The organism is Pseudoalteromonas sp. SG43-3 (genome assembly GCF_014164385.1).
Taxonomy (GTDB): domain Bacteria; phylum Pseudomonadota; class Gammaproteobacteria; order Enterobacterales; family Alteromonadaceae; genus Pseudoalteromonas; species Pseudoalteromonas distincta.
On the sequence record NZ_JACJFC010000003.1, the window covers coordinates 256,096 to 269,737 of the forward strand.

A 13,642-nucleotide genomic window follows, 5' to 3' on the forward strand; every position below is an offset into this window, starting at 1 on the left:
ATGAAAAACGATTATTGGGATCCTGTAAAAAAACGTATAAGCACACGGTTAGATTATAGCTTAGCGCTGAAAAATCATATTAACTTTATATGCGGAAGCGATATCTCTGAAACGCGTTTATATAACTCGCAGTTTACTAAATTTTCTCCAACTTACTGTATTGAAGAGAATCCACTTTTTTTACCCTACAAAGAAACACACCATATTCCTAAAAGCTATTTTTTTGAACACTGGGCTTATGACAAACATTTAAACCCAGTTTTAATAGCTGACCATTACAAACCAGTATTAAAAGGCTACAAAGACCATTCTGAGTTGCCTGTTTATCCTTTTAAGGCCGCTTTTCCTAGTGAGCATATGAAAGGTAACTATTACTACATGGGCATGCTAAACCCTCATTATGGGCATTTTATTCAGGAGGGAGTCACGCGTTTTTGGCTTGCATTAAAAAAGCCTAGCTTAGTAAATAAAAATACTAAATTTGTATACCACGTATTTGAAAATTTTAATGAGCAGCAAAAAAATGCTTTTTTGAACTCTAATATGATGCAGTATTTAGCCGTGTTAGGTATAAACCGCGACAATATTGTTTTTATTAAAAAGCCAACAACGTTTGAGCATATAATTATTCCTGAGTCAGGTATTTCTATTAGTGATGGCAACTGCTACCTGACAGATGAAGCTCGTTTAGTTTGGTTACATTTAAATAAAATGATGGCAGGTTACGAGAATAAAAATAGCATTGTTAGTAACAAGCGAGTTTACTTGAGTCGACGTGCGGTAAAAGCGCCGATACAAGGCCGAATACTACTGAATGAGGATGAAGTTGAGTCTTACTTTCGCTCAATAGGGTTTGAAATTATAGTGCCCGAGGATCTTTCTCAAATTGATATGCAGAAGGCACTTTCAACCACCAATTTTATTGCTGGTAGTCCTGGCTCTGGTTTGCAAAATTCCTTTTTTATACCCAACCCTGCAAAAACTTTAGGCATTACTTGTTTACCGATTATGAAAATAAACCCTGGTATTAACCATCAAGTTAATACAGATTTAATATGTGGGCATAAAACATATGGCTACAACACTTCAACTAATAATATATTTCAAAAAAATAACTCCATTGAATGGAAAGTCTCTATTAATAATTTAGATAAATGCTTAGCGACTGTTTTATAGTATTTAATTTTTACGAATATAATTTATCGTTGCCGGAGACCAAGCAATGCGAGAGTTAACGTTACATATTGGGGCGCACAAAACCGGTACATCGACAGTTCAAAGCTGGATGTACAATAATCAGCGCTTTTTAAAAAAAAATAGTGTGACTCCATTTTTTATTGAAAATGGTAAAAGTGCAGTTCAAGTAAACCAAACTTATTATTTTGATCATTCAAAAATTAAGAATGGATCTGTTTTTATAAAAGAGCAGCTGGCTATAAATTTAAAAAAGTGTACCGGTAAACGTGTTGTAATGTCCTCAGAATGTTTTTCATGGATACATGATAAAGAGCAATTAGAGCAGTTTAAAGCCTCTTTGGGCGCGCACTTTTCTTCTATAAAAATCCTTATTTATATTAGGCGACAAGACCGACAAGCTTTGTCGCACTATCAGCAAAGAGCTAAAAGCTGGGAAGCAGAAGGGCATTATTTTAAAGGCGATAATAAAGCATTTCCTAGTTTAGACAAAAATGCTAATTCGTATTTAAATTACTATGATCATTTTGCCATGTGGGGAGATGTTTTTGGTGATGAAAATATTACCTTTAAGGTATTTGATAGGCTAGAGCTAAAAAATAATTGTGTAGTGAGTGACTTTCTTGATTTTTTAAAAGTTCCATTTTCTCAAGACGATATAAATGTGAATGACGCTAATGTAAGTTTGGGTATATTACATGTAAAAGTCGCTCACATTTTGCGCTCTATGGGCATTAAGCGTAATGATGCTATTTTTCAAAAAATAATTAATGAACTAGGTGACTCATACGTGATGCGCCCTGCGCGCAGTACGGCTATCGATTTTTATTCTAATTTTAGAGCCTCTAATGTTGCGCTTAACCAACGGTTTAAAATAAGTAGTGAAAATGAAAGTATATTTTCAGAGTCTTTTGACTTTTATAACGAGAAAGCTTCTGATGAGTGGAATGAGGATTTAGCTAATCACGCTATAAAAACTATAATTAAAGTAATATTAGATAAGTGAGCCATTATGAGTTTAAAAAAAGTCTCATCACTTTTTAAAAATACGCAACAAGAGGCTACTATATGCAAAGATGTTGCTGTTATCGCTGTTATCAAAGATGAATCGGCCTATATCCATGAGTGGGTACACCATTATCAGTATTTCGGTTTTAAAAAAATTTATTTAGCTATAAATCGTACTACAGACAAAACTATAGAGGTTTTGGATCTAATATGTTCAAAATATGACAATGTAGAATACTTTATTACTGACTGGATAGATAAAGACGCTGATAAAACCGGGATAAACCCAAATATGCAACGGCTATCTTTTAGTTTTTTAGCAAATGAGGCATTTAAAGACCCAAGTATTACTCATTGTTTAAGTGTGGATGCTGATGAGTTTTTTTATCCTACTTGCTTTAAAAAGGATATAAAACAGTTTGTTAACTCTTTTGATTTTGCTAGTAAATTGTCAATTCACTGGGCTTGTCAGGAGGTTGATGAAGAGGAGTTTTCAGCTCCTTTTGTTAACAAGGGTTATTATGTTACTCCCCAAGTAAAAACTATCATAACCCGGTGTACTTATGAAAATATGAGGAAGTTTACATTACATGTTCCTCTGCTCAAATCTAACTATAATGCCTCTCATATAGATGCTAGTGGAGATACCTTTGAAAAAGGTAAGCATAGAGAATTAGCTGCACCCAGCTTTAACATTAATCAAAATGCTTACATACTTCACCGAATGGTTCGTTCTGAGTGTGAATATTTAGCATTATTACTAAGGCAAAACCCTGAATCGACTTCGAGGGTTAAGAAAAACAGAGATGGCATAACTAAAAAGGCTAAATTATCATATCTTGATGTTCCTGAGTCACACCTAAAAAGCTACCATGATAGTTTGGATGAGTTTATAAAGTATTGTAATTTAGCTGGTATGCTAAATAAAATACGTGAAGACGTAAAAATTAGTGCTTTAGAAATTCTTGATATAGCTGATGAGGAGTTATTAAAGGATGTGGATACTTATTATAAAGTTCTTAAAGGGACTTCGATTTTTTCCTCATTCCATAAAAGAATCAAGAGTATTGATTATCTAAATATAATCGATGAGCCTTTGATAAATAAATTTAGAGATATTGCAATATCCTTTGAGGGTGTTGACCTTAACGTATCCTTAGAACTTATGAGAATAGCATCTAGGTTTAGACCTGGTGGTAACCTGATTGCTCATAAAGTATCTCAGTATGAAGCACAAATTATTAATTAATTTAAATGCATTAATTTATATTTGCATAATTTTTTGTTAAGTGGCTAAGCAATACTTAAAGAGTTGCAGGCTTTATACAAAGCAAGTTAGTACATAATTAAGTGGTAATTGAAAGCACAGCTAAGTTACTACTTGGAATTTATTGATGACAATTAAAGTAATTATACATATAGGACCTCCTAAAACAGGTACGTCAGCAATACAGTTTTTATTACAACGAGACTCAAAACGGTTAGCTGAAAATGGCATTTATTACCCAAAGCATACCACTGATATAAATGGAATTAGCTCAGGAAATTTAAATAGTATTTATGAGAACACGTCAAGTGGTCGTGTAGTGAGCAATGCTAAGGTAGTGACCCTTTTGGCTGAGTGTAAAAAGCGTGGTTTGCATACATTGTTATTAAGCTCTGAGTTTTTTTTTGAAAGGGTTAGTGATATTACAGAGGTACTACCTGATGCACATTTTATTGCCTATATTCGAAATCCTTTAGATAGCTTTGAATCTTTGTATAATCAATCGGTAAAGCGACATCACAAAATAAGCCCTATTCAATCTCTTCCTAAGTTGCCACAGCTTTACTTAAATAAACTGGATGAGCTAGTAAGTAAATTTGGGGTAGGTCGGTTTATACTTCGTTCATATAGTAATAAGGCATTTGTTGGCGGAAATATTATTAATGATTTTTATAGTATTTTAAATATTGAGCCACCCATAATGGGAAAAGCTAATATTAATACCTCGTACTCTTTTGAGGCACTTGAGTTTAAACGCTGGATTAACCAGTTTTGCTCACCTGACTTAGCTTTGAAAGTAGATAAAATTTTGCAAACGTTTAAAAGCTCCTCAAATAGTTTTTCTCTTATAGACCCTGATAACTATGAGTTATACAGAAGTCATGCTATTGATGCCTTAGGTAGTTTTTGTTCTAAGTATTCTGTTTATGGTTTTGAGAGTTTACTAAATGAAGTTAGCTCAACTGATCAAAAAGACTATAGAGAGCAAAATTTAGATGTATCAGAGTTTACTAAAGTGGCTGAGTATATTAATAATCAAGCGCCTGAGGTATATAAGTCTATTTGCTATGCACTTTATCTTTCAAGTTATCAGCCCTGTTTTAATGACAAGTATGGGCAAGTTTTTATTAAGAAGTATCAGCTTTCTGAAGTATCGGATAAATATATGTTCAAAACGAAGTCTTTAAATTTTATAAAGCGTTTATTTGGTAAAGCTATAGAGCCTGAACAACTACCAATTAATCAATCTGCACCTGATGATATAAATAGATTGAGGCTCAAACTTGGTTTAGCTGAGTCTATTTCTGATGTTGATATTCTAAAGGAATTAGCGTTTATAGCAGAGACGAACAAAGATATAGGTTTAGCATACTTATTTATGAAAAGGGCACAGAAGTTAAGGCCCAACGGTCCTTTAATTAATAGTAAGATAAAAATTTATGAGCGTGAAATTGATAGTTTTACAGTTAAGCGTGATGATTTCTAGGTGCAGTTAATTAGAAAAACATCAGTAAAAATACTCAAAGGTCTTTTAAGTATTTTGCCTCAGAGCTTTGTTGATAAAGTAAAGCAGAATCCCAAGCTGGTGGCTGCGTATAGTCGTAACTTGCATAAAAGTGGTTTGTTATATCAGCTACAAACACTTGATGAGCTTAAGCGCTCTTACGATGACTATATTAACGAGCACAATTGCTACCTTGCTAGGCAAGTTAAGCACTTTGCAGAAGTCACCAATAGTGATTGTTCGTTAATTGTATGCGTTGCCGATTATAGCCCTAGTAAGTTATTGGCTACGTTTAATAGTATTAATGAGCAGCATGCCGCATTTTTAAATGTAGTTGTATATTGTAAGGTAAATAATCGAGTTGAAATAAATGAATTTTTAGCGCTAAACAGCGTTTTAAATTTTAGAGTTGTTACAAGCTTAAGCGCTGAATGCTTACCCCGAGAGGTGGTTAATACCCCATGCTTTTTTGTTAACGCTGGTGATGTATTACACCCGTATTTAGGATTTGTGTTAGCAACCGAGTTATCAAGCTCAGCTAAGCTTGCTTATGTTGATACCGACTCTTTAAACGCAAAGGATATAAAAAGAGAGTTTGCCGATTTTAAACCCAGTTGGAATCCTGACTTACAGCTAACGAATGGCTATGTTAGCTCGGGTATTTGGGTTAAAAACTTAAGTGACTTTAATGTTATAAAGCTACCCCTTAACGAATTTATGTTAAGTGTATTTATGTGTACTAGCTATATAAACAACCCTAACATAAATGTTGAGCATATAGCTCAAGTGTTGCTTTCTCGCCCATCCAACTTACCTAAATTTAGTAATGCTACACATCAATTAAGTGCTTTATATGCGCCATTTGCAAGTGTCATTCCCTCTAATTTACCCAGTGTATATTTACGGTGGCATCTAAATACACAGCCGCTGGTGTCAATAATTATACCTACGCGTAACGGCTTGGAACTGGTAAAAGCGTGTGTTGAGTCAATATTAAGTAAAACAACTTATAGCAATTATGAAATATTACTTATTGATAATGGCTCTGATGACCCAAAGTGCCTTAAATATTTTAATGAGTTAAGCAAGCATTCAAAAATTAAGGTGTTTAATTACGCCGCCGAATTTAATTACTCGGCTATAAATAATTTTGCAGCTAAAAAAGCCTCGGGCGAGGTATTGGCATTAGTAAATAACGATATTGAAGTTATTGAACCAGATTGGCTGTTAAACATGGTTAGCCATGTTATGCGAGATGATATAGGTTGTGTGGGTGCAAAGCTTTTGTATTCAGATAATCGTATTCAGCACGCGGGAGTTGTATTGGGCTATGGTGGCGGTGCAGGGCATGGGCATAAGTACTTTCCTGATGATCATTTTGGTTATATGAATCGCTTAGTTGCTACTCAAAATTATAGTGCGGTAACTGCTGCGTGTTTACTTATAAAAGCAGATGATTTCTGGGCCGTTGGGGGCCTTAACGCTGAGAAGCTGGCCATTGCGTTTAACGATGTTGATTTATGTTTAAAAGTATTGCAGTTAGGTAAACGAAACTTATATTGTGCAGAAGCTATTTTGTACCATCATGAGTCTGTATCGCGCGGACACGAAGATACGCCTGAAAAAGTGCGGCGCTTTAATGCTGAGCTTAATTATTTGCAAACTACGTGGTGTGACTTTATTGCTAACGACCCTGCATATAATCCTAATTTAACCCGTAGACGTGAAAATTTTGCGATTAAGCCTTTTAGGTAGTTAATAAAAAGTAAAACTAGCGTTATTATTCGTTATGTTTTTTTGTGTGCTTAATTAAAGTAAGCTAGAATTGCTTCTAGTTTGTAAATGACTGTTTGTTTGAGTTGTTTTATCTTTTTATAGAGAGAGTATGATCCCAATTTCGGCAACTAATAATCAGTTTATATTGCAGTCTACTTACCCAATTGCAAGTAGCGTAAGTGTTGTTTGTGGTATGTCTGTTTATATCAACGACCGGCTAGAGTGGGTAAAACAAGCAGTTGAGAGTGTTTTAAACCAAACTTTACCTGCTGATTTATTTATGATTGTGCTCGATGGTGAAGTAGCAGACGATATTGCTATTTACTTAACTAAAATAGAAAAACAACACCCAAATTTAGCGCTAGTGCATGGCCTAAAAAATAAAGGGTTAAGCACATGCATGAACTATATTATCGACTCAACCTTGCCACTAAATCCAGAATACTTTTTTAGAATGGATGCCGATGATATTTGCGTACCTCACCGTTTTGAAAAACAAGTTACTTTACTAAATAAGCATCAAGATGTTGATGTGCTTGGCTCTGCTTTGTGGGAAGTAGACGAACAAGGTAACAGAGCGGGTATACGTAGGTTACCCCTTACTCATTCTAAATTAATTTGCGCTTTTTCGCGTCGTTGCCCTATAAACCATCCTACGGTTGCTATTAGGTATAGTGTATTTGCACGTGGGCATAGGTATTTAACTAATATGCTTAACACTCAAGACTATTTTTTATGGATAGCACTGGCAAAAGATGGCTGCAAATTTGCGAATGTAAAAGAGCCATTACTTCATTTTAGGCGCATAAATGGTTTTTATAAGCGCCGTGGTAGAGGTAAGTCGGTAAATGAATTTAAAGCTAGGCTTTTAGCTATGGATTCCCTTAAGCAAAAGTCGTTACAAAATTATTGTTATGCGTTATTTGTATTAGTATTACGAATGATGCCTTCATGGATTATAAAAGTTGCATATAAAGCCGACCGCTTTATATTGGGCTTAAATAAACACAATTAATTATGATTGGTGCAGTTTTAGTTGTTTATAAGCCCGACCTAGCGTTAACAGAACGATTATTAACGCGTTTATATGGGCAAACAGAAGAAGTGGTTATAGTTGATAATAGCCCAACCCCTCACGATTTCACAAAAGTAATTAGTCATTACCATTATATTCATCTTGCTGATAACTCGGGTATTGCGCATGCGCATAATGCTGGGCTTATCTATCTTTTAAAAGCAGGGTGTGAGTATGCCATTTTACTTGACCAAGATAGCTTAATACCTACTGATATGGTTTTCAATTTAAGCAGTTTGCTTAAGGCATCTACTAAAGTGAAGCAAAATGTAGTTGCTATTGGCCCTAGAATTCGTTGTAGTTTTTCAGATAAAAAAGTAAACCCTATGGTTCAAAAAGAGGTGTTTGAATACGACGACCTAGTTGGTGTTACTCAAATTATTGCTTCAGGGATGATGATAGATTTAAGCGCTCTTGATCATATAGGTTTAAAAGACGAATCTTTATTTATTGATGGGGTTGACCATGAATGGTGCTGGCGTGCTCGAAGTATGGGGTTTGATATTGCTAAAGCCAAAAATATAGAAATGGTTCATCGTTTAGGAGACTCTCGCAGTAAGTTTGTGGGTATAACCTATAAAGTTGGTGCCCCAATTAGGCTGTATTATCAGTTTAGAAATATTTTATTGTTGAGCCGCAGGGCTTACGTTCCAAATTATTGGAAAGTAAAGTGTTTGTTTTTTATGCCGATTCGCTTTTTTTTAAATTCTGTTATGCAAAAAAATAGACGTAAGCGCTTTGGGTTTATGCTCAAAGGTATTTACGATGGATTGCTAGGAAGAAAAGGCTCTTATGATAAACATTGGAAATAGTATAAAAAGAGCGACTATATAGGTTTTGTAATCACTCATAAAATGAGTGATTACCACCATAGAGAAGACAATGAGAAGTGATTTACCTTCTGTGTAGCGCGAAGTGCTTCTGTGCTCTCGGTGGTAAAAATGTTTTGTAGGTGAGGTTTTATACCTCGCTTATTAGAGTAAGTGATTAAGACGTTATTATCACCACAGAGAACACAGAGAAGTGAAAGAGAAGAGCTAATAACTTCTCCGTGTAGCGCGAAGCGCCTCTGTGCTCTCGGTGGTAAAATTGTTTTGTAGGTGAGGTTTTGTAGCTTGTTTACAGAGTAAGTAATTAAGGCATTATTATCACCACCGAGAACACAGAGAAGTGAAAGAGAAGAGCTAATAACTTCTCTGTGTAGCGCGAAGCGCCTCGGTGCCCTCGGTGGTAAAATTGTTTTGGGCTAAATGCTCATAAAGTGATTAAGACATTATTATCACCACAGAGAACACAGAGAAGTGAAAGAGAGGATCTAATAACTTCTCAGTGTAGCGCGAAGCGCCTCTGTGTTCTCGGTGGTAAAATTGTTTTGTAGGTGAGGTTTTATACCTCGCTTATAGAGTAAATAAGGATTATTTACTCTCTTGATGATGCACGCAGCACCTTAGTGAAGAATATAGTACTATGAACGCATACTTGCGCATTGAATGCGGTGTTTATAATATTTAAACTAGTACGCATAATAGTTTTAGTTTAGCCAAATAATATTTTAATAATTGGCTTGGATGGATTTTGATAATTTAGGATATAAACAAACGTTATGAATGAAGAAAAGTTAACTCACCTTAAGGCCCTCGAAGCCGAATCAATTCATATAATGCGTGAAGTAGCCGCAGAATTTGATAATCCAGTAATGCTTTACTCTGTTGGTAAAGACTCTTCGGTATTACTACATTTAGCACGTAAAGCTTTTTATCCAGGTAAAATACCTTTTCCGTTAATGCACGTAGATACAAACTGGAAATTTAAAGAAATGATTCAGTTTAGAGATCAAATGGCTGAAAAGCATGGTTTCGATTTAATTGTTCATAAAAATCCTGAAGGTTTAGAAATGGGGATTAGCCCATTTGTTCATGGTAGTGCTAAACATACTGACATTATGAAAACTCAAGGTTTAAAGCAAGCCCTTGATATGAATGGTTTTGATGCTGCATTTGGTGGTGCTCGTCGCGATGAAGAAAAATCTCGTGCTAAAGAGCGTGTTTATTCATTCCGTGATAAAAACCATCGTTGGGATCCTAAAAACCAACGCCCAGAACTTTGGAATGTTTATAACAGCAAAGTCGATAAAGGTGAAAGTATTCGCGTATTCCCACTTAGTAACTGGACTGAGTTAGATATTTGGCAATACATTTACCTTGAAGGTATTGAAATTCCGTCATTATATTTTGCACAAGAGCGTCCTGTTGTTGAGCGTGATGGCACATTAATTATGGTTGATGATGAACGAATGGAGCTTGAAAAAGGCGAAGAAGTTCAGCAAAAAATGGTTCGCTTTAGAACATTGGGTTGTTATCCATTAACTGGTGCTGTTGAGTCTGTGGCTCAAACATTACCTGAAATTATCCAAGAAATGCTGCTTTGTACTACGTCAGAGCGCCAAGGCAGAGTAATCGATAACGATTCAGCTGGTTCTATGGAAAAGAAAAAAATGGAAGGTTATTTCTAACCATACGTTAGAAGCTTTAAGAGACAAGTTATTACTAAATTATAAATAACTACTTGTTATTAACCTATTACGAACCAAATTTCAGAGAAAATTATGTCACAAGATACAAACTTACTTGCAACCGATATTGAAGCTTATTTAAAAGTACACGAAAACAAAGATATGCTGCGTATTTTAACCTGCGGCAGTGTAGATGATGGTAAATCAACGTTAATTGGCCGCTTACTTTACGACAGCAAAATGATCTTTGAAGATCAGATGGCTGCTATCGAAAAAGATTCAAAACGCTTTAACACTACAGACAACGATTTTGACTTAGCGCTTTTAGTTGATGGCCTTCAGTCGGAGCGTGAGCAAGGTATTACAATTGATGTTGCATATAGATACTTTGCAACGGATCAACGTAAATTTATTATTGCTGATACGCCAGGGCATGAGCAATATACTCGTAATATGGCAACGGGCGCTTCAACATGTGATTTAGCAATTATTTTGATTGATGCTCGCCATGGTGTGCAAGTTCAAACACGTCGCCATAGCTATATTTGTTCTTTGTTAGGAATTAAAAATGTAGTTATTGCTATTAATAAAATGGATGCAGTTGGTTACGAGCAATCTGTTTATCAAAACATTAAAAAAGATTATCGAGAGTTTGCTGAAAAACTATCTTTTGATGATATACGTTTTGTACCAATTTCGGCACTGCGTGGTGATAACGTAGTAAATGAAAGTGAAGCGATGTCTTGGTATCCTGGTTCTACGCTAATGAAGCTTTTAAACACGGTTTCAGTGACGCATGCTAAAAATGATGAATTTAGACTGCAAGTACAATATGTTAACCGCCCTAATTTAGATTTTCGTGGCTTTAGCGGCACTATAGCTGCTGGCGATATTAGAGTGGGGGATACTGTTGCGTCATTACCTTCAGGTAAAGAAAGTAAAGTTAAATCAATAGTTACTTTTGATGGCAACCTTGAAAAAGCTTCTGCTGGTATGGCTATTACGCTAACGCTTGAAGATGAAATTGATGTAAGTCGTGGCGATATGCTAGTGCGCCCTCATCAAAAACCTCATTCATCTGCTAATTTAGAAGCTGATGTGGTTTGGATGACTGAAGAAGCATTACAAGTTGACCGTGAGTATGAAATAAAAGTTGGTAGTAAGTCTGTTTTTGGCCACGTAGAAGCTGTTAACTATAAAGTTGACGTGAATACGCTAGAGCAAAAAGAAGCGTCGCAGCTAAACTTAAATGAGATTGGTAACTGTCAATTTGCTTTAACAGCACCTGTACAATTTGATGCTTATGATATTAATAAACACACAGGAGCGTTTATTATTATTGATCGCTTAACTAACGTAACTGTTGGTGCTGGGATGATACGTAAGCCTCTGGATGCTAAAACGAATAAATCGCAAAGCCAACACTCTGTTTTTGAAGTTGAGTTTAATGCGTTGGTTCGTAAACACTTTCCTCATTGGGATGCAAAAGTAATCCGATAGATTGCTCGTGCTAAGCATTGCGGGCTTTTTTAGCCCGCACTTTTGTTTTATTAACTATGGATGGCTACTATAATTATGCCATTAGATGCTTATCTAACGCTTTTTATTTTTGCACTTACGGTTACTGGATTAATTGTTATTCAAGGAAGGCCTGTCGCTGTTTTTGGAGCGACACTTATTGCTTTGATAGCTTGTGATTTGGTTACTAAAGAGCAATTTTTAACAAGTATTGCAAACCCTGGTTTAGTGACTTTAATTTTACTTGTATTGTGCTCTTTAGCACTTGAAAAAACACGTTTGTTAAGGGTTGTAGCATCTAAAATAATTGTGAGTAGTTACCATTCTACTTGGTTTAGGTTATTTGGAGTTACTACACTTTTTTCGTCTATTTTAAATAATACAGCTGTTGTCGCTACGTTACTTTCTCCTATACGTAATAATCCTCACCACTTTTCGAGTAAACTACTTTTACCTCTTTCCTACGCTTCTATTTTAGGTGGTACTTTAACACTTATAGGAACGTCAACTAATTTGATTGTTAACTCAATGTATATTGAGGCTTCTGGACGTTCACTGTCGTTTTTTTCGTTCACAGCAATTGGGGCTATTTTAGTTGTTTGCTGTGGTGTTGTTATGTATTTTTGCACGAATATGTTACCCAGTATTGAGCAAAAAAAGGCGACCTCTGAAGGGTATTTTATTGATGCTAAGGTTGCTGAAAACTCTGAGCTTATCGGGCGTTCCGTTGAAGCTAATGGCTTAAGGCATTTAGAGTCATTGTTTTTAGTTGAAATAGTGAGAAAGGGGCACTTAATTAGCCCTGTGTCTCCTTCGGAGGTTATACAGTGCTCTGATAGGCTTATATTTTGTGGCGAAGTTACTAAGTTACTTCAGCTTGGACAATTTACAGGCTTAGAGATTTTTGCTGAAAAAAACGGTACGTTAAATAGTAATTTAACTGAAGTAGTAGTTAGACAGGAAAGTATTATTGTTGGTAAAACCTTAAAAACAACAGGTTTTAGGGCTTTATTTGATGCCGCTGTAGTTGCAATTAGACGCGATGGTGAGCAGGTCTCTGGTAAGTTAGGAGATGTTGTAATTCGTTCTGGTGACTTTTTAGTCTTAGCGGTGGGTAAAGATTACAAAACAAGAACCAATATTAATAAAAACTTTTTAGTACTTTCTGGTGTTGAGCCTGAATCAAGAATAAATGGGTGGCGTGCTTGGCTATCTATTGGTGGGTTTATTTCAATCATTGTACTGGCCGCTTTTGGTATTCTAGATTTATTAGAAGGTTTGGTATTATTACTCGGAGCGTTATTATTCACTCATAGTTTAACTACGAATGAGCTGGTTAGACGCTTTCCAGTTGATATTTGGTTAGTTGTTTCGTCGGCAATTTTGCTTTCAAATGCTTTAGTTAATTCTGGTGTAGTAGTTACATTAGGCGATTTTATTGGTCAGTATAACGATCCGAGTTATGTATATATTGCTTTAATTTTTGTTTATATAGCAACTTGGTTAATGACTGAGTTTGTGACTAATAACGCGGCAGCTGCATTAATGTTTCCTATAGGTTATACCATTGCGCTTGGGTTTGGAGTAGATGTATTGCCGTTTGTTATGACAGTTGCTTTTGCTGCAAGTGGAAGCTTTATAAGCCCTTATGGTTATCAAACTAATTTAATGGTTTTTAATGCCGGTAACTATAGATTAAATGACTTTGTTAAAATGGGCTTACCTGTCAGTGTTGTTTATGCAGTGGTTGTTTTAGTTTGTGTTCCGGTGTTTTTTCCGTTTAAGTAG

At 35.5% G+C, this 13,642-nt stretch carries 10 protein-coding genes; all 10 read left to right on the forward strand.

Annotated features, from left to right (window positions below; all coding sequences use genetic code 11):
• Window positions 1-1,176: a DUF563 domain-containing protein gene (locus H5157_RS04440; RefSeq protein ID WP_182724235.1), complete on the forward strand. Its 1,176-nt coding sequence runs from the start codon at window positions 1-3 to the stop codon at window positions 1,174-1,176.
• Window positions 1,177-1,222: 46 nt separating this feature from the next.
• Window positions 1,223-2,200: a hypothetical protein gene (locus H5157_RS04445; RefSeq protein WP_182724236.1), complete on the forward strand. Its 978-nt coding sequence runs from the start codon at window positions 1,223-1,225 to the stop codon at window positions 2,198-2,200.
• A 6-nt stretch (window positions 2,201-2,206) separates the two neighbouring features.
• A complete protein-coding gene (locus H5157_RS04450; protein WP_182724237.1) occupies window positions 2,207-3,451 on the forward strand; it encodes a glycosyltransferase family 2 protein in 1,245 nt (414 codons plus the stop codon).
• 145 nt (window positions 3,452-3,596) lie between these two features.
• Window positions 3,597-4,955, forward strand: coding sequence for a hypothetical protein (locus H5157_RS04455; RefSeq protein WP_182724238.1), 1,359 nt, complete (start codon window positions 3,597-3,599; stop codon window positions 4,953-4,955).
• A complete protein-coding gene (locus H5157_RS04460) occupies window positions 4,956-6,728 on the forward strand; it encodes a glycosyltransferase family 2 protein (RefSeq protein ID WP_182724239.1) in 1,773 nt (590 codons plus the stop codon). It abuts the gene before it with no gap.
• Between the two features lie 130 nt (window positions 6,729-6,858).
• Window positions 6,859-7,764, forward strand: coding sequence for a glycosyltransferase (locus H5157_RS04465; protein ID WP_002962427.1), 906 nt, complete (start codon window positions 6,859-6,861; stop codon window positions 7,762-7,764).
• A gap of 2 nt (window positions 7,765-7,766) precedes the next feature.
• The gene (locus H5157_RS04470) at window positions 7,767-8,636 is read left to right on the forward strand and encodes a glycosyltransferase family 2 protein (protein WP_182719922.1); all 870 of its coding nucleotides are present in this window, start codon (window positions 7,767-7,769) and stop codon (window positions 8,634-8,636) included.
• Window positions 8,637-9,427: 791 nt separating this feature from the next.
• Window positions 9,428-10,336 carry a sulfate adenylyltransferase subunit CysD gene (gene cysD, locus H5157_RS04475; RefSeq protein ID WP_002963147.1) on the forward strand — a complete coding sequence of 303 codons (909 nt, stop codon included), beginning with the start codon at window positions 9,428-9,430 and terminating at the stop codon, window positions 10,334-10,336.
• A gap of 93 nt (window positions 10,337-10,429) precedes the next feature.
• The gene (cysN, locus tag H5157_RS04480) at window positions 10,430-11,836 is read left to right on the forward strand and encodes a sulfate adenylyltransferase subunit CysN (protein WP_182724240.1); all 1,407 of its coding nucleotides are present in this window, start codon (window positions 10,430-10,432) and stop codon (window positions 11,834-11,836) included.
• A 75-nt stretch (window positions 11,837-11,911) separates the two neighbouring features.
• Window positions 11,912-13,642 carry an SLC13 family permease gene (locus H5157_RS04485; protein ID WP_154904284.1) on the forward strand — a complete coding sequence of 577 codons (1,731 nt, stop codon included), beginning with the start codon at window positions 11,912-11,914 and terminating at the stop codon, window positions 13,640-13,642.